Genomic DNA, 19242 nt, shown 5'->3' with positions numbered 1-19242 from the left:
CCCGGAAATGTCAGGACAATTATTGCAATAAGATACGAGGAGACATTGAATGAAGAGAATAGCATGGGGAATAACAGGTTCAGGCGACCTGATTAAGGAAACGTACGACATAATGGTGGACATTAAAAAGAAGACTGACATCGAAATGATGGTCTTCCTTTCAAAAGAAGGGGAAGTTGTTATGAAATGGTACAGGATGTGGGACGATATACAGAGGGATTTTCCCAACTTCAAGACAGAAGGAGGTCCAAACTCGCCATTTATCGCCGGTCCCCTTCAGGTGGGCCACTATGATGCACTTATCATTGCTCCTGCAACCGCCAATACCGTTGCAAAAATAGTCTGTGGCATCGCAGATACCCTTGTTACCAATGCTGTTGCACAGACAGCAAAAGGTGAAACTCCTATCTACATACTTGCAGTTGACCAGAAAAGAGGGACTGTAAAAACCGCTTCTCCCGAAGGAAGACAAATGCTACTCAAAATGAGAGAAGCTGATGTTTCCAATTCCGAGAAGCTTGCACAAATGGAAAATATCACGGTGCTGGAGAGCCCCGCTGATATATATGATATAGTTGGCGTGAGCAAGGATTGAGATTCCCGGCAATAGACTTTAGAGGCACTCAGAAGAAAGTGTACCCTTCGATAAGGTATATCCGCGGGAGAGAATCCTGTAAAGTATCTATTCCCCGGACAGCCTTTGAGCTTGCAAAGGCCGCGATCACACTGTCCAGCGCATCGCCGTCTGTGTTTGCGAGGGCAGTATCTCTAATGTGTGAAGGAATGGAGATGCCCCTGTCTACCATCTCCTCAAGGATGTATTTCCTTGCTTCTGACTCTCTTGAAGACTTGCCTTTATAGGGAATATACAGCCCTTCTTTTTTTAATGTTGATGCGGGGCACACTTCTATAAGCCAGGGTTTGTTACTGACAGGCTTCTGCATAGGTAGCACACGTGCTAAGTCCTCTGCAACCAGTGGTCCAAGCACATCACGTATGCCAAAATACGTCTGCCTGTAAAGCCGGAGGTTGTATACGCAGAAAGGTGCCCTTACCTCGATATCGGTAAGGCGCTTCAGTTCCCGGTCAGGAGAAAGGGATCTCATTTCTTCACGGAAATGCTCTACAGAAGGATATTTGCCGGGAAAATCAGAAATAAATGTACTCCAGTCCGAAGAAGAAAGAAGCCGATGGGGCAGGCTGAATGGGAAATCCATGCCAAATATCCCATTTTTGCTGCCGGTGATCAGAGACCTCAGGGCAAACAGGCAGGAACTACGATCCCGGCTCGTTCCCGCAACTATATCCGATATAGGATAACAGGCAGATATCCCGAGAATGCCACCTTCATCGATGATGCCTTCGCTCGCCCATATCTTCCTGCAGGCAGTTTTTGAGCCACTGAAGTCAACACCATATATGCGGCGTTGCTCTTCAGTCTGCATCATAATTACAGCCAGTAGATCCGCTTTCAGTTCTTACGGTCACCGCAGATGAACTCGCTGGTCATCTTGTGAGCCTCATCATCAGTGAACTGTTTTGGAGGATGCTTCATGAAATAGGCCGAAGGTGAATAAAGCACTCCGCCGGTTCCCCTGTCAAGGGCAAGTTTACAGCATCTTATAGCGTCGATGACCACGCCAGCAGAATTGGGAGAATCCTCAACAGAGAGGCGCAACTCCAGATTCATGGGCACATCTCCGAAAAGCTTGCCCTCCATCCTCAGGAAGCACACTTTATTGTCGTTCTGCCATGGAACGTAATCGCTTGGCCCTACATGGATATTATCGTCATCCAGACGCTGTGCGATAACGGATTGCACAGCCTCCGTCTTCGAGGTTTTCTTTGAGGCAAGCCTGCTGCGGTTGAGCATGTTAAGGAAGTCGGTGTTCCCTCCGGTATTGAGCTGGTAGGTTCTTTCCAGTTTCACTCCACGCTTGTTGAAAAGGTCTGCCAGCATCCTGTGAGTGATAGTAGCACCCAGTTGCGCTTTAATATCATCGCCAATGATAGGGATGCCCCTCTTTTCGAATTTAGCGGCCCATTCCGGGTCGCTTGCGATGAAAACGGGCATATTGTTGACGCATGCAACACCTGCATTCAGGGCACAGTCCATATAAAAACGGGTCGCCTGCTCGGAGCCTACAGGAAGATAGTTCAGTAATATCTCTGCACCTGAATCATTCAGTGCCTGGATCACATCTTCCTTGCTGGCTTCAGGCTGATCTGAAGGTACAAATGTCCTTTTCTCATCAAAGTCCATCATATGTTCCGAGAACCCATCCATGATGCATCCCATTTTTACAATTACACCTGTTTGAGGGATATCACTGCAGAATACAGCCGTACAGTTAGGCGGTGCGAAAATGGCCTCCGAAATATCTTTTCCCACTTTCCTTTTATCGATATCGAAGGCTGCGACAACTTCAATATCGGAAGGCCTGTAACCGCCGATATCCCAGTGCATCAGTCCTATAGCATCGTTTTCATGCTTGTCCCTATAGTACTCGATACCCTGAATCAGAGAGCTTGCACAATTGCCAACACCTGCAATTGCGATCTTGATTTTATCCATCACATTACCTCTGTCAAAATAATACATTTAAAATACTGAAATCAAACTAAATATAACCTCTGTAATGGATGATAGTAAATAAAAAGGTTTCTAAATAAAGGTAGAGGTTGCCTTTTTTCGAAAAGGGGTAAACAGGGACCTGATATGGGACCAAAAAATCAATCAGGAAAGGAGTCGACCTTCGAAAGATATATTAAGTCGGACTCCGATAGTTTGAATCTGTGGGATTTGTTCATATTCAGGCAAACGAACACTGAACTGATCTGATTAACTATAGCATGTATTCTGGCGCGAGGTATGGGCATGAAAGACACCTTAAAGGAAATAGCAGATGAGCTTGACCAGCTCGGATCGATCGATGAAGCAATTGCCATGGCCATTGAGCTGGAAAACGAAGGGCGGGAATACTATCTGGAAAAAGCATCTTCTATGAGCAATGCGGTTGCCAGGGATCTTTACACTTTCCTTGCAGAAGAGGAAAAGAAACATGCTGAGTATCTTCGGCAATACAGGGAACAGAAAAAGGCACCTGTCGTTGAGTTTGATTACCCCGATTTCAAGGCATCTTTTGCGGAAGAGTTCTCCGGAAAGAAACTGGAAGAGGTGGGAATATTGCTGGCGGCCCTGAGATTTGAGCACAAGAGTGAGTATTTCTACACAGAACTGGCAAAGAGGGCAGATGATGAGGATCAGAGGGTTTTCTTTGAGAACGTTGCAGCTGCCGAGAGAGGACATTACAGGATAATAGACGAACTTCTCGAATGGGCAACCGAGTTCAGAATGCAGACATAATTTAGATGGAGATAATGCTTATGGATGAGCCACAGCCACTGAAGATAGCAGAGGGGATATACTGGGTAGGTGTTGTTGACTGGAACCTGAGGGACTTTCATGGATACGAGACTCCAAAAGGTGGAAGTTACAACGCGTACCTTATAGTTGATGAAAAGATAGCACTTATCGACACGGTAAAGGCAAGCTTTTCCGAAGAGATGCTTAAGAGAATAAGTCAGATAATTGACCCTGCCAAGATAGATTATGTTATCTCCAACCATGTGGAGATGGACCATTCCGGGTCATTGCCTGCGATAATGGACATCGCTACAAATGCTACCCTTATTGCAAGTTCCAAAGGTAAGTCCGGGCTCTGCGAGCATTACAGGGAGATGGGCTGCGACAACTGGAACTTCCAGGTAGCAAAGACCGGAGATGAGATAAGCCTCGGAAAGCGGACACTGATGTTCATTGAGGCAACTATGCTGCACTGGCCCGATAGCATGCAGACATACCTCAGGGAAGACAAAATACTGTTCTCCAACGATGCATTTGGCCAGCACATTGCAACTTCCAAACGCTTTGATGATGAAGTGGAGGATGTCATGGAGGATGCTGCCATCTACTATGCGAATATCCTGCTGCCTTTTAGTGGCCAGGTCATCAAGTATGTGGAGAAGGTAAAAGAGCTTGGGATAAGCATAGACATGATAGCCCCCGCTCACGGTGTCATCTGGAGGAGGGATCCTGCAAGGATAATTGAAGCCTATGGCAGATGGGCCAGGGGAGAAGCTGCCCAAAAGGTGCTTGTGATCTATGATACCATGTGGGGCAGCACTGAGAAAATGGCAATGGAGATAGCTGAGGGTGTAAGAGAAGCAGGCGTGGAAGTAAGGGTGCGCCATTTGAGAAAGAACGACTGGAGTATGACCATGAAGGAGCTAATGGATTCACCGGTCATTGCTATTGGCTCCCCCACAATGAACAATAAGATGTTTTACACAGTAGCAGGGTTTCTTACGTACATGACAGGGCTTCATCCAAAGAACAAGAAATACTTCCTGTTCGGCTCCTACGGATGGGGAGGTGGAGCTGTTAAAGGCATGGAAAAGGAGATAGAATCTGCAAGGTTCGAACTTGCAACCGAAAGCCTGCAGGTCAAGTTCAGGCCATTTGAGGATGACCTGAAGCAGTGCAGAGATATCGGAAAAAGGCTTGCGGAAATTGCAAAAGAAGAAGCAAAGTCTTAAATCGCGACATGTTAGTATTATGAGAGAACAACTAAAACAGTAAAACAGAGTGATAAAAATGAGATTTGATGGTGAACTTGAAGCTGAATTCTATGAACGTTCGAAGAAAAATGCAGAAAACTCAGGATACAGGCTGAACAGCGACTGGGATGTCATCACTACTGCAGTTAAAGGCATCTGCAATAACAAGAAACTGCTCGGAGAATGGTACTGCTTCTGCCAGAAGAGGACAGAAGACAAAGAAAAGGACAAGAAGATCATTTGCCCATGTGCAGCGCATAAAATAGATCTTGAAACGCGCGGCTCCTGCAAGTGCGGGCTTTTTATTAAATAGGCATCCAGCATACAATTTTAACTTTATGAGGAGGACAATTGGTGCCTCTTCATTATTATTGCCCAATCTTTATTCCAGGAACCTGGCATTGGGCTGCCATGAACTGTGTTCTGAAGACAAGCTTAAATCACAAGATGAAAGAGTAATTACCATCTTTGAGCATACGTAGGCATCCATGAGAAAGGAGGAAGGATGACAGTGGGGAGAGAGACGGACATAAAGAATATCCAGCCGAACGATCTTAACGAGAGTGAGTTCATTCAAACCAAAACTGAAGGAAAAACACCTGCTATTAGCAGAAAGTCGAAACCCGAGGATTATATAAAAGCCCTTGAGGAACTCATCCGGCAGATACCGGTGATAACTCTTGTTAGACCCGTGGGAGAAGGTGGGACTGTTGAAGTCATGTCAGTGCATATATCCACTCTTGGATATAGTCCTGAAGATTTCACATCCGGAAGGCTCACATACGAGGATATGATATACCCAGAGGATGTTCAGGGAGTGATGCTTGAGTTGCTTGAGAACACCCGGGAAGGTGCCTACGAGGTCACGCAAATATACAGGATGAGGACAGAAAGGGGCGAGATCAGACCTGTTGAGGAGCATACTTTAATCCACAGGGATGAAAGAGGAGAGCCTTTATACTACCTGACAATCGTTAAATTATTGGGCTGAGGCCGGTGTCAATAACATATCCGGGGTGTCTGCATTTCCTGTGTATTTGCAATAAGTGAAACATTCTATGACATACTTTTCAAGGAGGGAAAGCCCATTTCAGCCTGCCCGGGAGGAGCCATGCTCAACAGCGCGGTCTCGCTTGGAAGAACAGGCATTCCTGTAGCGCTTGTCAGCGAGCTTGGCAAGGATTTACTGGGAGATATGATATGCAGTTCCCTAAAGAAAAATAATGTTTCCGTAGAGCATGTTTCGAGGTACGAGAACCAAAAATCACCCATCGCACTGGCTTTTCTGGACAGCGGGAACAATGCTCATTATAGTTTTTACGAGGATTTTCCTTATGTAAGGGTTCTGAATGTCGGCCGGAGTTTTACAAAGAAAGATATAGTAATGTTCGGCTCTATTCTGGCAAGCTCGGCTGCTTTGAAAAACGAGCTCACAAGAATTCTTGATAGTGCAGACAGAGCCGGCGCGACCATCATCTACGACCCTAACATCCGGAAAGCTTCTACGCCGGATATTGAAAAAATAAGATCACTTGTTGACAACAATATCCGACACTCCGACATTGTCAGGGCTTCGGATGAGGACATGCTATCTATTGGAGAGTGCAGGAACGCAGATGAAGCCTATGAGTACGTGCTTGCCGCGGGGTGTGAATGCCTTATATATACTACTGCAGGCAGAGGCGTGTTCCTGAGGACATCTTCCATCTCAAAGTACTACAAGACGCCCGCGATCAGGCCAGTCAGTACCGTCGGTGCCGGGGACAGTTTTACCGCCGGCATTGTTTACACACTATATCAGGAAGGTCTGACCGGAGAAAAGCCGGAAAACATCTCATCGGCCGCATGGGATGTGATGGTAAGCACAGGCATTTGTTTTGCTACGGAGGTTTGCATGAGCACTGAGAACTACATCTCAAAGGAGTATGCGCAGAGCCTTGGATCAAAGAACAATGAACACAAATATCTATAAATGCTAACCCTTCAAATGCATATATGGGGAAAGTGCAGTGGAGGAAAATATGGTGGAAGGGGACCTTCCGGCTGTCGAGGATATATTTGCCAGGCTTGGAACATCGGAGGAGGGGCTTCCCGAGCAGCAGATATCCGAGAGACTGGAAAAATATGGAAGCAATGAGCTGACAGAAACAAAAAAAACAACTGCGTGGAAGATATTCACCAGGCAGTTTGCAGATTTCATTGTATGGGTACTTATCGCTGCAGCAATAATCTCCCTGCTGGCAGATGAAGTTATCAATTTCTGGGTCATCGTCTTCATCATTGCTCTTGTGATCATGCTCGGGTTCATTCAGGAGTACAGGGCAGAGAAAGCGATGGAGTCTCTGAAGGATATTGTCAAACCTGAGACGACAGTTATACGGGATAATAAACCCAGGGATGTGCTGACAAGGGAAGTTGTACCTGGAGATGTGCTGGCTCTTGTAATGGGAGATAATATTCCTGCGGATGCGGTTGTTTTCAAATCGGATGGTCTAAGGGTTGAGGAGGCGGCCCTTACGGGTGAGAGCGAACCAGTCTGGAAGGACGTAGGGGACAGGATATTTGCCGGTACGCAGATAGTTCATGGAAAGTGCAGGGCGGTTGTCGTTTCCACCGGGATGGAGACCAAGATAGGAGAAATAGCAGGACTTATTCAGGTAGAAGATGAGCCGACTCCCCTTCAGAGAAGAGTTACAAGTTTATCAAAAAAACTTGCTGCAGTAGCGTTGCTTGCTTCCCTGATCACCTTTGTGCTGGGGCTTTTTGTAGGAGCCCCGCTCACAGAGATCCTTTTGGTAGCACTTGCGCTGGCCGTAGCATCAGTACCTCAGGGGCTGCCACTTATTATGACAATCACGCTTGCTTTCGGGATGAGGCGAATGGCCCAGCACAATGCGATAATCCGAAAGATGCTGGCAGTTGAGACATTAGGTTCTACTACTGTGATATGCACAGACAAGACAGGAACACTTACAAAGAACGAAATGACAGTTGAGAGAATATTTGCCAGCGGACAGATGTTTGAAGTCAGTGGATCAGGATACATACCTGATGGAGAGATCCGGATAGAAGGAGAGAAAGCGAATATAGATCAGCACGATACTGTAAATAAGTTACTCAGGGCCGTAGCATTATGTAATACTTCATCTCTGGAAAAAAGGGAAAAAGAGTGGGATACTGTGGGAGACCCCACTGAGATAGCCCTTGTGGTTGTCGCTGCAAAGGCAGGATTATGGAAAAATGATCTTGAGAAAGAGTACCCGATGATCGATGAGATTGCCTTTACTTCCGAGAGGAAACTCATGACAACCATCCACAATCATGAGAATGAGATGATCTCATTCACAAAAGGGGCTCCTGAGTACGTCCTTAAGCGTTGTACCCATATCGAAAAAGATGGCAGGATTGCAGAAATCAATGAGAATGAGCACAGGAATATACTTGATATAAACCAGAAGATGGCTTCATCAGCATACCGTGTTCTCGGAGTTGCCTGCAACGAGAATCCAGGAGACCCTTCAAAAGATGATCTTGAACAGGGCATGACCTTCCTGGGGCTTGTCGGTATGATAGATCCTCCACGGGACGAGGTAAGAGAAGCAGTGGAAATCGCCCATAAAGCCGGTATCAAGGTGATGATGATAACAGGAGATAATCCGGATACAGCCAAGGCCATAGCCAGGCATATAGGCCTTTTGGGTGACGTGAATACTTGCCAGTTAGATACCGAAATACGGACAGACAGTGATAAAAAAGTGCAGCGCATTATCGCGGACTGCGCTGTAACAGGGTCCGAGCTTGACGAGTTGAACGATGAGGAGTTTGAAAGAGTAGCTGCCAGAATAAGCGTTTATGCAAGGACTATGCCTGAACAAAAGCTGAGGATCGTTAAAGCTTTGCAGAAAAACGGGGAGATTGTCGCAATGACCGGAGACGGTGTTAACGACGCGCCGGCTTTAAGGAAGGCCGACATCGGTGTGGCAATGGGGCTCAATGGAACTGATGTGGCGCAGCAGTCCAGTCTTATGGTGTTACAGGATGACAACTTCGCCACTATAGTGGAAGCAGTTAAAAGGGGCAGATCTATTTACGAAAATATTGAAAAATTCACGACTTACCTTATTTCCAGAAATTTCACAGAAGTGATGCTTATAATGCTGGGACTGGTGCTGCTTGGGTTTGAACTTATTCCCCTGCTGGCACTGCAGATACTGTTTATCAATATGTTTGACGAGATAATGCCTGCAATAGCCCTTGGACTTGATCCGGTGAGAGAAAAAATAATGGACCAGCAGCCCCGTGACCCCAATGAGAGCCTGTTGAAGAAGAGAAATGTGATGATAATGGTAACTATGGCCACCGTAATGGCCTCATCTGCATTTCTTGTGTTTGTACTCAATGACCCTCTCGAGAATACTATAATGGCAAGGACACTTACGTTTGCGACTATTGTCAGTATGATACTTTTCATACCTTTCTCTTTCAGGTCCCTTGAGGAACCTATAACAAAAATAGGAATATTCAGCAACAAGCTTATGGTAGTAGGTGTGCTCAGCACAGTCCTGCTCACACTCCTGGTCATGTACATTCCTTTCCTGAACAATATATTTGAGCTTGTGCCACTTGATCCTGCAGAATGGATGCTGCCGCTGGGAGTTGCTTTTTTGACGTTGCTTTTTGCAGAGGGGATAAAGATCGCTGTGCGGGATGTAAAATAAAAGATAATGGCTGAAGAAGTATAAGGTGGCGCAGGTATGCGATATAAAGTCATGACGGGTGGAGGGGCATAACATGCAATATGGAATTCTTCGCCATAATCCTAATTGAGGAGATGAATACTTAGTTGTTTTGAAAAGGAAGTATATAGACTCATATCCAGAGATCGAACTTATTATATAGAATTTGAGCCGGAACCAGACCAACTTCTATTTATATTTATAGATATATTTATTTTTAGTGATTGATATGGCACTGATAACCTGGTCTGACAAATACAGCATGAACATAAAAGATATAGATGCACAGCATCAGCAACTTGTGAAGATGATCAACGAGCTTCATGATGCTATGTTGAATGCAAAAAGCAAGCAAATAACTCTGGATATAATCACTAAGATGGCTGCGTACACCCAGAATCATTTTACGACTGAAGAGAACTATATGAAAAAGTATGGATATCCACAGTATGCTGCCCACAAAAAGGAACATGAGAAGTTCATCGAGCAGGTCGGCAACTTCAAGAAAGACTACGAAAGTGGAAAAGCGGGCCTCAGTTATGAACTGATAAACTTCCTCAGAGATTGGCTTGTCAATCACATTGAATCAACTGATAAAAAATACGCTCCGTTCTTTAATTCTAAAGGTTTGAACTGATATTTCCTGTAAGTTATCCATAGTCACTACAAAACTTATTAACCCACAACGACAATAATCAAGTAATGAAAGTGGAAACAACTGCGGAATGCCCGGAGCCCTATATTCTTCCCAACGATGTGACCTTGAAGGTCCATGAAACGATACAGGAGGATGTCGGCCCATTGGCATCCATTTTTAAAGTCCTGTCCGACCCTGTGAGGATACACATCCTGAGGGCTCTGGAAGTCAGTGAGCTCTGTGTCTGTGTGCTTGTGGAAATAACTGACTACAAGCATTCTGCACTCTCATATCATCTTAAGCTTCTCAAGGATGCTAACCTTGTAGAATCAAAAAGAGAAAGGAATTTCCAGACCTACTACCTTACAGGTTTTGGGAGATCCCTTTTGCAGACCATAGAATACTCTATCAATGAGAGATTCCAGAAAGAATTATAGGCCTTCTGAGGGCAAAGCAGTATTGAGCTTTACGTAAGTAACACCCTTAAGAGCCATTATCTTCTCTGCAACGGTCTTGACTTCCTCGCCTTCACCGTCAAGGATGATAACTTCAAGGCAATTATCATGGTCAAGATGGATATGTATCCCGGATTTGATAAGATGGGAATGATCATGCTGAATGTCTGTCAGGGCACTGGATAGTCCACGTTTGGTATGATCATATATCAGTGTGATAGTACCCACTCGCCTGCCTTTCACATCGCTCATCCATTCGTAATGGGTGATATAATTCCTGATAGCGTCCCTTATGCCTTCAGACCTTGAAGAATAGCCCCTTTTCTCAATGATAGAGTCGAATTTGGTCAGAAGGTTTTCCGGAAGCGATACACCGATACGCATAAGTTCCTGGTCCATTGTTGAATTCACCTTAAATGATATGTATTAGTCTGAAATAATAACAAGATGTATTCTGTAATAACATTTTGTACCACTTATAGTACATAAATTAAGACATAAATAGTTATACGATACCAAGCATAAAACATTAAAACATAGAATGCCTTAGAGGAGTGATGTTATGAAAAAAGAAGAATTGTATTCAGGGAAAGCAAAGACCATATACAAGACCGACAATCCAAACAGACTTATTGCTGAGTTCAGGGACAGCCTGACAGCATTTGATGGAAAAAAAAAGAGTGAGGCTGCAAAGAAAGGATATTACAATGCCCAGATCTCAAAGAAGATATTCGAGATGCTTGAGAAAGAAGGCATTAAGACCCACTATATAGAGATGGTGTCTGATACAGAGATGCTTGTCGATGCCGTCGAGATAATTCTCATAGAGGTCATACCACGTAACATCGCAGCCGGCTCCATTACCCGCAAATATCCGATAAAAGAGGGAACTGTCTTCAAGAAGCCGGTCATCGTTCTGGACTACAAGAGCGATGAGCATGGAGATCCGATGCTCAATGAAGATATAGCCGTCGCGATGGGAATTGCCACATATGAAGAGATAGCCCAGATACGTGCCATGGCCCTAAAGATCAACGATATCCTTGTGAAGTATCTGGATTCAAAAGGATTCCTGCTTCCGGACTTTAAGCTTGAGTTTGGAAGAAAGAGAGGGGAGATCGTACTGGCCGATGAGATATCCTGTGATACCTGCAGGTTATGGGACAAGAGCACGGGACAGTCCATGGATAAGGATATATTCCGCTTTGACAAGGGAGACCTTTCCAAGGCATATGAGGAAGTCGCAAGACGCATTGTACCAGAGATATTCGAGTAATATCTCTTTCACTATTTTACATTTATACGCAGTCTGAGGGGAAAGGATGGAGAAATACGACGTAATAGTTGTAGGTGCAGGTATAAGCGGCCTGCTATCAGCACTCACACTATCAAAACACGGAAATAAAGTACTGGTCCTCGAAAAGAATAATAACATAGGTGGAAACTGCAATAGTTATGTAGTGGATGGTTTCCAGGTCGATACAGGTGCACACGCCATCACACATCTGGAAGTGGGACCGCTGAGAAGGTTGATGGACAATTATTTTGATTACATGCCTGTTTTTGAAGACTATGGCCACTATTATGTAAGAACCGAAGACCAGTTCCTTAAAGTTCCCTCAAATGTAAGAGACTTTGTTACGTTCGATGTGCTACCCAGAAAAGACAGAATCGTAGTTTCACAGGCTATTACCAAAGCTCTGACACTCTTCACATTTGGAATTGATCTTTCAAAGCAGTCGGTCTATGATTTCATGTCTGATAACCTATCAAAGGACACTTATGATTTTGTGGATGCAATTTCATATTTCCTCTCGGGAAGAGACATGAAAGAAACATCTGTGCAAAGAGTTCTTTCAGGTAGCAGTTTTGTCAGGGACAGCGTTCTTCAGGAGCAGATGGAAAGTATTATGAAGGTTCATGAAAAACCGCAAACTGAGCCAGTTCTCAAATCCATATTGACGTCTAACCTGCACACATCCCTGCAGACAAGGATGAACAAGGCATCCAAGCCACTCACAACCCTTGGAAGGCTTGCCACCAACAAAGTAAGTTATTCTCAGGGATACCCGCGAAAAGGATTGAAGTCACTCCTCAATGCAGTTTTATTTTCTCTTCCAAAGAGCGTGGAGATCAAGACAGGATGCGAGGTCAAGAAGATACTTACAAGTAACGGAAAGGTTGTCGGTGTTGAAGCAGATGAAACCTACTATGCAAATACTGTTGTTTACACCGGATTTGTTACGGACCTTCCAAAGATGGTCGAGACATTGCCAAGCTCATATGTAGAGGAACTTAAAGGTGTGGACCATACAAAAAGCCTGACAGTATGGCTCGGGCTTGATTCCCTGCTTGAGGAATTCAACTATATCGGATCAGAGATCTGGTTCAAGAACCAACCCTACTGGGCAATGCCCATCACTAACTACGACTCGTCCCTTGCACCCAAGGGCAAGCAGCTTGTAGGTTTCTCCTTCATCATCAAAGAGGAAAAGAGCGAAAGCTCAGAAATCAAAAATGCCTATGAGACGATTTTCCGTGCTATCCCCTGTATTGAAGACCATATCCAGATGAAGCACGAACAGATCACAATTCCGGAGAAGGCAGCAGTGACCATTAACGGATATTTTGCAGATGCGAGGACGCCGATCAATAACCTCTATGTTGCAGGCACCGATACCGATAGCCGTAGCATGGGCATCACACGTGCAGCCTATTCGGTCATCGAGTTACTGCAGAAAATGAATGAGGACCGTAACCTTCACAAATAAAAAATAAGAAAAAGGCGAGGATCATCTCCTCAGGACCATGGTCCTCAGCCTGTCAGCAGCATGCTCCGCGTTGTCTGCTATTTTCCCAATACCCATGACCAACCGTGTAAGGTGGAAAACACCCACACCTCCGAGCACATCCTCATTATGGAAGATTTTCCTCACCAGATCCTTTTCTATAACATCGACCTGATGCTCCATTTCCTCAACTTCCACGACCAGTGAAAGAGTGTCGTCAACATCCCTTTTACTGAAAGAGGATTCAAGCAGTTCGCTAAGGGTGTCAACCAATTTCTCGTACTGCTCAACGGTTGCAAGTGTTCTTCCCATCAGTTCCCCAAAACCATTGTGTATCTCGGGAGGGGCATCGAATCTGCGCAATGTTAGCCAGTAGGAAACTTCCTGAGCCTCATCGGATATGGAATCCTGTGGTTTAAGGAAGTTGAGCAAATCAGTAGCATGCACAGGAAGCATTATAGAGGAGGAGAGCTCCCCCCGGATGGTCTGCTTGATGACATCCGCTTCGTGCTCAATGTCATCGATCTCATGGTTAAGCCTCTCAACCGTTTCCATGTCTCCCTCACAGAAAGCGTGTACGGATTCACTTAATTTCCTAACGCAATCTCCGCCCTTGTTTGCATGTATGCACAGGGGCTTGAATGGGGAACTTGCAAATATATTCAAAACCGAGCGAATGTATTCTTTCTTCATATTCCAATCCCTAACAGTCCTACAAATATCAGCGCGGATGTCAATGCTGCCACAGGCACAGTGATTACCCAGGAGAGAAATATCTTTCCTATAACACTTAAATCAACCGCTGCAAGTCCTCCTGCCAGACCTACACCTATAACGGAACCTACAAGAGTATGCGTGGTGGAGATGGGAAGAGCGATATAGCTATGCATTACCACAACTGTCGCGGTGGCAAACTCAGCAGAGAAACCTCTTGTAGGAGTGAGTTCTGTGATCTTTGTCCCAATAGTTTCTATAACACGATAGCCCCATGTCGCAAGACCGAAGACCATGCCAAAGCCCCCCATGATCATTACCCAGAGGGGAACTGTTACTCCTGCCATGTCAAGTGCATTAAGGGCCGCATACAGAGGACCCACAGCATTTGCCACGTCATTTGAGCCATGTGCGAACGCAATAAAGCATGCAGTGGCTACCTGAAGGAAGACAAATTTCTTCTCTATCCTGTAAGGATCATCGCTTTTCTGTAATATGAAATACCTAATCAGGGAAAAGATGATGTAGGCAAGCAGGGCACCAAGTACAGGAGATATCAGCCAGCTGCCAACAATCTTGAAAAGGACAGGCCAGTTTATGTCGTTAAATCCGATGATACCATTATATGCAGCTATCAGGCCAAAACCTAATACAGCACCAACAATAGAGTGAGTCGTTGAGACAGGAAGGTTGTAAAAGGTTGCAAGGGTGATCCAGAAACCTGCCGCAAGAATGGCGGCAAGCATTCCAATAGCTACAAGGTTAGTATCGGTCATGGCTATCGAATCAATAGGTACTATGCCTTTGGCAATAGTGGAGGTAACCCGCTTTCCGAAGAAAACGGCGCCTGCGAACTCAAAGACAGCTGCAACAATAATGACCTGCTTTATTGATAGCGCACCGCTGCCTACTGATGTCCCCATGGCATTGGCCAGGTCGTTGGCACCAATGTTCCATGCCATATATAGGCCTGCGATGATAAGCATAATTACAAGTGGATCAAATAATTCCATTTTGTGAGATTCCTCAATATGATTTTTTAGTACGGCTACGGACCATATATAGATAAAGCTGCCTTATTTAAACTACATACTACTATATAGGAATATATAGGAATACATAGGCAAAGGGGATATGACCTGTTGTCAAAAAAAGGAATCAAGAGTACGCTGTGCCCTTATATTGCAAAGCATCTTTGCTTTTTCCATCCACTTACTTGAAGGAGTACGCAGACGAGAGGACATACCCATGAGCGCCTCTTCCACGGACCCGAATACCTGTGGCTGCGCTTCCAGGGCCGCACGGGCTGCCTCACGCACAACCCAGACTCCCAGAGGAGCCCAGTATTCGGGCCTTATCTCGCGCACCATGAACACCGATGCCTGCCTTCGGATAGAACTCATATGTTCCAGAGCTGCCAGCCTTGCTGCATAGTAGCCGCCGGCAAGATTTGAATAGCCTTTCTTTCCGCTGAGATCCTCACTATCGGATTCTATCCACGTGGTACCTCCGGTCCAGACTGCCTGCGGCATCCATACCTCAATAAGTTCAAAGGTGAAGCTCCTTGGGATCATCATGATCTCAAAGTGGTTGCCAAACGCTCCTCCGCTGAAAACGCACACATTGCTTACCTGCTGGTAGTCCCGTATTTTCATAAGCAGTTGCTTCCCGACCATGTCATCAACAGCAGTAATAGACCAGCGGGTCGGCACCAGACGCCTCTCCTGTCCCAGCAGACCTATGGAAAGAAGGCGAGTTATATGTTCAGCAGGTATGTTGCTTCCCCACAGTTCGGAGATGGCATCCTTTGCAAGAGCATCTGTATCATAAACCAAAGAATCCACTTTCCGGGGAACCCGGGGGTTCTCAGTTATATCGAAATCCTTCAGTTCACCGGACGGACCCATGGGAGTCAATACGTTATCAAACTTAAGCTTATTCCGGATAGGCTTGCTAAACCACGCTTCTGTATCCACCGGTTTTTTAGACAGGGCCAGTTCCTGGGACTTTTCAATGAGGGGATTATCAGTATTGCGAGCATTTTTGACATTTACACCAGTGCTTGCCCTTACCAACCTTGAGCGCGATGAGATGATATCCTGGATCCCCATTTTCAACAGAGCTTTTGGGTCTTCAAGCAGACTGGCCTCATCTCCTCCAAGCTGAGGCGGGATCATGGGCCCGGCCCTGACTTCCGGATAATTGTGCCGGCCTACAAAAACAGAAGGTGGTGATGCCCCGAAAATAGAGGTCTCGCCAGTAATACCGGAAAAAGATGTCTCTATAGACCTGAATTTCTCAAGTATAGGGCAGAAGGGACGGCCACAAAGCCCTTTGCCCTTGCATTTAATACAGAGACTGCTATTCAATGGCTTTTAGGATCTCCGCAAAGGACGCAATAGCCTGCATCAGGCTCATTCTTATTCAACCAGCCGGACAACTGGACATATTTACATATATTGCACATGCCAGTTACCTGTTCCTTATGAGTCAGACCCTGAAGGAGCTGGAAAGCGAATTTGCGTATTTCTTCCTGAGTATCCTCCGAAAGGCCAACTTCAGCACCCCTTTTCTCACTCAGATACTGGGACACGGCCGCCCTTGAGAGACCCAGGATCTCAGCCGCTTCCTGCTGGGTACGGCCACGTTCAGATATGATAATACGAGCTATCTCTGCACGTATGGCAGGCAGCACCCTTTGCACCATGATCTCACATGTAGTCTTCACTGGAATTTCCCCTGTTTTTCAATTATTCATGCTTTATTACGGTAGTCCTCAATGGCTTTATGCAAAGCATCCAAGGCAAACCCTGAGCATCTGTCCTTTCCCGAAGGGAGTCCACCCAAGGCATTCTGAACATCCTCATTAGAAATTGTAAGAGCTTCGTCAACAGTTTTTCCCTTTGCAAGCTGGGTGACCATAGTGGAAGTCGAGATTGCCACGACGCATCCGAATGTTTTGAATTTTACATCAGTGAGCACGTCATCGTTCACCTTGACATATACAGTAATAACGTCGCCATCGATAGTACTGCCAACCTCACCGACACCATCAGCATTTTCAATTATCCCGACATTCTTTGGATTTGTAAATTCTTCGATTATCTTCTTTGAATACATGTCATTTCTCCGGTTATATTCAGCATTTTGCCGGGGAGGATATCTGCCTGAGCTTTGACACAGTCTCCCGCAATGTCCCTGCAAGATAATCTACCTCCTCCATGGTGTTATCCCTGCCCAGGCTTATCCTGATAGAGCCGTGGACATAATCCGGATCAAGCCCGATGGAGTCTAGCACATGGGATGCATGCCGGGACCTGGACGAGCAAGCAGAACCGGTAGATATAGCAATGCCTGCTATGTCAAGTAGCATAAGCATTGATTCACCTTCCACATACCTGAAACTGAGATTGGCATTGTTTGGCAGTCTTTTTGTAGCATGACCGTTAAGGCGGACATCATCTATAGTATCAAATACTTTCTTAATAATAGAATCACGAAGCCTTCCCATCTGAGACGAGTCAATTGCAAGGCGCTCTTTCGCAATAGAAGATGCTTTCGCAAAGCCCACAATACCAGGGATGTTCTCGGTACCCGGACGCAGGCCCGATTCGTGCCCTCCACCGAAAGTGACAGGCTTCAGGAGAGTACCTTCACGTACATATAGTGCACCTACGCCTTTTGGCCCGTGCAACTTATGAGAGGATATTGAAAGCATGTCCACACCGAGCTTGTTCACATCCACAGGTATCTTGCCAACTGATTGCACAGCATCAGTGTGCAGATACACATCATTATCCTTTGCTATCTTCGCAATCTCTTCTATAGGCTGTATGGTGCCTATCTCATTGTTTGCATGCATAACACTTATAAGCACAGTGTCATCCCTGATGGCCTTCTCGATATCGTCCACATTCACAATACCTTCACTGCTTACTGGCACGTAGGTGATATCATGGCCTATGCCCTTCATGAAATCACATGTGCTGAGAACGGCAGGATGCTCTATGACCGATGTAATGATGTGTTGCTTTTTTCCCGAATCCCGTGATATAACACCCTGAATGGCAATGTTATCAGATTCAGTGCCCCCGCTAGTGAATATGACCTCCTCTGCCTGAGCACCAATGGAATCCGCAACCTGGGCACGTGCCAGGGAAAGCGCCTCATCGGCTTCCTGCCCGAAAGAGTGCAGACTTGATGAATTGCCAAACCTTTCCGAAAAATAAGGAAGCATAGCATCCACAACCAAGGGGTCTACCGGCGTGGTTGCACTGTGGTCCATATATATGCGCTTCATAATATCCATCATTGATAGAGGATGTGTTTAACAAATAAATACCCTGCACACCGCCACTAAATGTAAAGGCAGGGAAAACGATCCCTGTCCTGAAAATAAGCTATATAAAAGTATCAAGGAATAGGATATTCAATCCTTTATCTGATCCGGAGAGAAACCCCGTTCAACCAGAACATCCTTCATGCGTCCTATGTGGTTACCTTGCAGTTCCACACCAGTGCCTTTGACAGTCCCTCCACATGCGAACTTGGACTTCAGGTACGTAGAGAGTTCATGAAGATCAATCTCATGGGCATCAAAGCCTTCTACAACAGTGACTTCTTTTCCATAACGTCTTCTATTCACCTTTACCGTTATCCTTTGCTGCTCCTTTGCTACTTCTTCGCATATGCAAAGTTCCTTTGGCAGGCCACATACCGAACACATTTCAGAACTCATCTTTTGATTTATCCTCCGGGATTATTACCTATTTTAAACGCTACATAGTTTTAAATTAAAATAGATGATTAAAGTAAACAACAATGATATTAAAACCTAGTGGTGAATATGTTGCTACAAGTACCGAATTTGCCTGTAGCATTTATAAGCAGGCACTTGGCCTGATGTTCAGAAAGAATATTCCTGAAGATTACGCCCTTATCTTTGTTATGAACAAGAGTAAAAAGGTATCTTTACATATGCTTTTTGTCGCTTTTGCAATAGATGTCCTGTTCCTTGATGAGAACAAGAGGATAGTAAAGATATGCAGGCTTCGGCCATGGACAGGCCTGTGTTCATCCGGAACAAGGGTAAAATATATAATCGAAACTAATAAAGGCAAAGCAAAAAAGGCAGGGCTTAGAGTTGGGGATATACTAACATTCAGGAATGAGTGCTAAGAAAGATATATTTCCACCACCTTTTAAGTCATCAGACTACATCTTTGTATCTGGTGCCTGACAGTCCCGCGTTCCTTAAAGAAACGTTTATTAGTTTCCGCGTGCTTTAAAAG

At 45.3% G+C, this 19242-nt stretch carries 22 protein-coding genes; 12 read left to right on the top strand and 10 right to left on the bottom strand.

Features of this window, described 5'->3' with window-relative positions:
* Nucleotides 1-49: 49 nt before the first annotated feature.
* Nucleotides 50-595, top strand: coding sequence for an archaeoflavoprotein AfpA (gene afpA, locus QZZ22_RS04500; RefSeq protein ID WP_292463042.1), 546 nt, complete (start codon nt 50-52; stop codon nt 593-595).
* A 28-nt stretch (nt 596-623) separates the two neighbouring features.
* On the opposite strand, the gene QZZ22_RS04495 is transcribed toward afpA, so the two are convergent.
* Nucleotides 624-1448, bottom strand: a complete 825-nt coding sequence (locus QZZ22_RS04495) for a hypothetical protein (RefSeq protein WP_292463041.1) — start codon at nt 1446-1448, stop codon at nt 624-626.
* Nucleotides 1449-1471: 23 nt separating this feature from the next.
* Complete coding sequence (locus QZZ22_RS04490; RefSeq protein WP_292463040.1) at nt 1472-2575, bottom strand: inositol-3-phosphate synthase; 1104 nt, start codon at nt 2573-2575, stop codon at nt 1472-1474.
* A 303-nt stretch (nt 2576-2878) separates the two neighbouring features.
* Here QZZ22_RS04490 and QZZ22_RS04485 point away from each other — a divergent pair, with 303 nt between their 5' ends.
* From QZZ22_RS04485 to QZZ22_RS04450, 8 genes are all read left to right on the top strand, one after another.
* Nucleotides 2879-3367, top strand: coding sequence for a ferritin family protein (locus tag QZZ22_RS04485; protein WP_292463038.1), 489 nt, complete (start codon nt 2879-2881; stop codon nt 3365-3367).
* A gap of 20 nt (nt 3368-3387) precedes the next feature.
* Nucleotides 3388-4599 (top strand): FprA family A-type flavoprotein, encoded by a 1212-nt coding sequence (locus QZZ22_RS04480; RefSeq protein ID WP_292463036.1) that lies wholly within the window; start codon nt 3388-3390, stop codon nt 4597-4599.
* Between the two features lie 58 nt (nt 4600-4657).
* Nucleotides 4658-4933, top strand: a complete 276-nt coding sequence (locus tag QZZ22_RS04475; RefSeq protein ID WP_292463035.1) for a ferredoxin-thioredoxin reductase catalytic domain-containing protein — start codon at nt 4658-4660, stop codon at nt 4931-4933.
* Between the two features lie 192 nt (nt 4934-5125).
* Nucleotides 5126-5611, top strand: a complete 486-nt coding sequence (locus QZZ22_RS04470) for a PAS domain-containing protein (RefSeq protein ID WP_292463034.1) — start codon at nt 5126-5128, stop codon at nt 5609-5611.
* 18 nt (nt 5612-5629) lie between these two features.
* Nucleotides 5630-6592: a PfkB family carbohydrate kinase gene (locus tag QZZ22_RS04465; RefSeq protein ID WP_342765078.1), complete on the top strand. Its 963-nt coding sequence runs from the start codon at nt 5630-5632 to the stop codon at nt 6590-6592.
* A 49-nt stretch (nt 6593-6641) separates the two neighbouring features.
* Complete coding sequence (locus QZZ22_RS04460) at nt 6642-9338, top strand: cation-translocating P-type ATPase (RefSeq protein ID WP_292463033.1); 2697 nt, start codon at nt 6642-6644, stop codon at nt 9336-9338.
* Between the two features lie 247 nt (nt 9339-9585).
* The gene (locus QZZ22_RS04455; RefSeq protein WP_292463032.1) at nt 9586-9993 is read left to right on the top strand and encodes a bacteriohemerythrin; all 408 of its coding nucleotides are present in this window, start codon (nt 9586-9588) and stop codon (nt 9991-9993) included.
* Between the two features lie 65 nt (nt 9994-10058).
* Nucleotides 10059-10430, top strand: a complete 372-nt coding sequence (locus QZZ22_RS04450) for a metalloregulator ArsR/SmtB family transcription factor (RefSeq protein ID WP_292463031.1) — start codon at nt 10059-10061, stop codon at nt 10428-10430.
* Here QZZ22_RS04450 and nikR read toward each other — a convergent pair.
* Nucleotides 10425-10847, bottom strand: a complete 423-nt coding sequence (gene nikR, locus QZZ22_RS04445) for a nickel-responsive transcriptional regulator NikR (protein WP_292463030.1) — start codon at nt 10845-10847, stop codon at nt 10425-10427. The genes QZZ22_RS04450 and nikR overlap by 6 nt on opposite strands.
* Before the next feature lie 163 nt (nt 10848-11010).
* Between nikR and purC the strand changes: the two genes are divergently transcribed.
* A complete protein-coding gene (gene purC, locus QZZ22_RS04440; protein WP_292463029.1) occupies nt 11011-11724 on the top strand; it encodes a phosphoribosylaminoimidazolesuccinocarboxamide synthase in 714 nt (237 codons plus the stop codon).
* Nucleotides 11725-11770: 46 nt separating this feature from the next.
* Nucleotides 11771-13219 carry an NAD(P)/FAD-dependent oxidoreductase gene (locus tag QZZ22_RS04435; RefSeq protein ID WP_292463028.1) on the top strand — a complete coding sequence of 483 codons (1449 nt, stop codon included), beginning with the start codon at nt 11771-11773 and terminating at the stop codon, nt 13217-13219.
* A 21-nt stretch (nt 13220-13240) separates the two neighbouring features.
* Here the strand turns inward: QZZ22_RS04435 and QZZ22_RS04430 are convergent, their stop codons facing one another.
* The 7 genes from QZZ22_RS04430 to yciH all read right to left on the bottom strand — a co-directional run bounded on the left by QZZ22_RS04430 (nt 13241) and on the right by yciH (nt 18689).
* On the bottom strand, nt 13241-13930 hold the full coding sequence (locus QZZ22_RS04430; protein ID WP_292463027.1) for a TIGR00153 family protein: 690 nt from the start codon (nt 13928-13930) through the stop codon (nt 13241-13243).
* Nucleotides 13927-14964 (bottom strand): inorganic phosphate transporter, encoded by a 1038-nt coding sequence (locus QZZ22_RS04425; RefSeq protein ID WP_292463026.1) that lies wholly within the window; start codon nt 14962-14964, stop codon nt 13927-13929. Before QZZ22_RS04425 ends, QZZ22_RS04430 begins: the two co-directional genes overlap by 4 nt.
* A gap of 132 nt (nt 14965-15096) precedes the next feature.
* Nucleotides 15097-16320, bottom strand: coding sequence for an Nre family DNA repair protein (locus QZZ22_RS04420; protein WP_292463025.1), 1224 nt, complete (start codon nt 16318-16320; stop codon nt 15097-15099).
* Entirely contained in the window at nt 16317-16679 is a 363-nt protein-coding gene (locus tag QZZ22_RS04415; RefSeq protein ID WP_292463024.1) for a helix-turn-helix domain-containing protein, read from the bottom strand. Before QZZ22_RS04415 ends, QZZ22_RS04420 begins: the two co-directional genes overlap by 4 nt.
* A 26-nt stretch (nt 16680-16705) precedes the next feature.
* The gene (locus tag QZZ22_RS04410; protein ID WP_292463023.1) at nt 16706-17071 is read right to left on the bottom strand and encodes an iron-sulfur cluster assembly scaffold protein; all 366 of its coding nucleotides are present in this window, start codon (nt 17069-17071) and stop codon (nt 16706-16708) included.
* A gap of 19 nt (nt 17072-17090) precedes the next feature.
* Nucleotides 17091-18251, bottom strand: coding sequence for a cysteine desulfurase family protein (locus QZZ22_RS04405; protein ID WP_292463021.1), 1161 nt, complete (start codon nt 18249-18251; stop codon nt 17091-17093).
* 129 nt (nt 18252-18380) lie between these two features.
* The gene (gene yciH, locus QZZ22_RS04400) at nt 18381-18689 is read right to left on the bottom strand and encodes a stress response translation initiation inhibitor YciH (RefSeq protein WP_048147043.1); all 309 of its coding nucleotides are present in this window, start codon (nt 18687-18689) and stop codon (nt 18381-18383) included.
* Between the two features lie 83 nt (nt 18690-18772).
* Here yciH and QZZ22_RS04395 point away from each other — a divergent pair, with 83 nt between their 5' ends.
* Nucleotides 18773-19129: a DUF192 domain-containing protein gene (locus QZZ22_RS04395; protein ID WP_292463020.1), complete on the top strand. Its 357-nt coding sequence runs from the start codon at nt 18773-18775 to the stop codon at nt 19127-19129.
* Nucleotides 19130-19242 lie beyond the last annotated feature (113 nt).

This window comes from Methanolobus sp. (assembly GCF_016278365.1).
Classification (GTDB): domain Archaea; phylum Halobacteriota; class Methanosarcinia; order Methanosarcinales; family Methanosarcinaceae; genus Methanolobus.
The sequence above is the reverse complement of the archived record's forward strand: the minus strand, read 5'-3'. Positions and strand labels throughout refer to the sequence as shown.

What these genes read in the sequence shown, in the direction of transcription:
- QZZ22_RS04405 (WP_292463021.1), bottom strand. Translation starts at nt 18,251, where the DNA reads ATGAAGCGCATATATATGGACCACAGTGCAACCACGCCGGTAGACCCC.
- QZZ22_RS04450 (WP_292463031.1), top strand. Translation starts at nt 10,059, where the DNA reads ATGAAAGTGGAAACAACTGCGGAATGCCCGGAGCCCTATATTCTTCCC.
- QZZ22_RS04490 (WP_292463040.1), bottom strand. Translation starts at nt 2,575, where the DNA reads ATGGATAAAATCAAGATCGCAATTGCAGGTGTTGGCAATTGTGCAAGC.
- QZZ22_RS04480 (WP_292463036.1), top strand. Translation starts at nt 3,388, where the DNA reads ATGGATGAGCCACAGCCACTGAAGATAGCAGAGGGGATATACTGGGTA.
- QZZ22_RS04475 (WP_292463035.1), top strand. Translation starts at nt 4,658, where the DNA reads ATGAGATTTGATGGTGAACTTGAAGCTGAATTCTATGAACGTTCGAAG.
- QZZ22_RS04485 (WP_292463038.1), top strand. Translation starts at nt 2,879, where the DNA reads ATGAAAGACACCTTAAAGGAAATAGCAGATGAGCTTGACCAGCTCGGA.
- nikR (WP_292463030.1), bottom strand. Translation starts at nt 10,847, where the DNA reads ATGGACCAGGAACTTATGCGTATCGGTGTATCGCTTCCGGAAAACCTT.
- QZZ22_RS04425 (WP_292463026.1), bottom strand. Translation starts at nt 14,964, where the DNA reads ATGGAATTATTTGATCCACTTGTAATTATGCTTATCATCGCAGGCCTA.
- QZZ22_RS04455 (WP_292463032.1), top strand. Translation starts at nt 9,586, where the DNA reads ATGGCACTGATAACCTGGTCTGACAAATACAGCATGAACATAAAAGAT.
- QZZ22_RS04460 (WP_292463033.1), top strand. Translation starts at nt 6,642, where the DNA reads ATGGTGGAAGGGGACCTTCCGGCTGTCGAGGATATATTTGCCAGGCTT.
- QZZ22_RS04470 (WP_292463034.1), top strand. Translation starts at nt 5,126, where the DNA reads ATGACAGTGGGGAGAGAGACGGACATAAAGAATATCCAGCCGAACGAT.
- purC (WP_292463029.1), top strand. Translation starts at nt 11,011, where the DNA reads ATGAAAAAAGAAGAATTGTATTCAGGGAAAGCAAAGACCATATACAAG.
- yciH (WP_048147043.1), bottom strand. Translation starts at nt 18,689, where the DNA reads ATGAGTTCTGAAATGTGTTCGGTATGTGGCCTGCCAAAGGAACTTTGC.
- afpA (WP_292463042.1), top strand. Translation starts at nt 50, where the DNA reads ATGAAGAGAATAGCATGGGGAATAACAGGTTCAGGCGACCTGATTAAG.
- QZZ22_RS04430 (WP_292463027.1), bottom strand. Translation starts at nt 13,930, where the DNA reads ATGAAGAAAGAATACATTCGCTCGGTTTTGAATATATTTGCAAGTTCC.
- QZZ22_RS04395 (WP_292463020.1), top strand. Translation starts at nt 18,773, where the DNA reads ATGATATTAAAACCTAGTGGTGAATATGTTGCTACAAGTACCGAATTT.
- QZZ22_RS04495 (WP_292463041.1), bottom strand. Translation starts at nt 1,448, where the DNA reads ATGATGCAGACTGAAGAGCAACGCCGCATATATGGTGTTGACTTCAGT.
- QZZ22_RS04410 (WP_292463023.1), bottom strand. Translation starts at nt 17,071, where the DNA reads ATGTATTCAAAGAAGATAATCGAAGAATTTACAAATCCAAAGAATGTC.
- QZZ22_RS04435 (WP_292463028.1), top strand. Translation starts at nt 11,771, where the DNA reads ATGGAGAAATACGACGTAATAGTTGTAGGTGCAGGTATAAGCGGCCTG.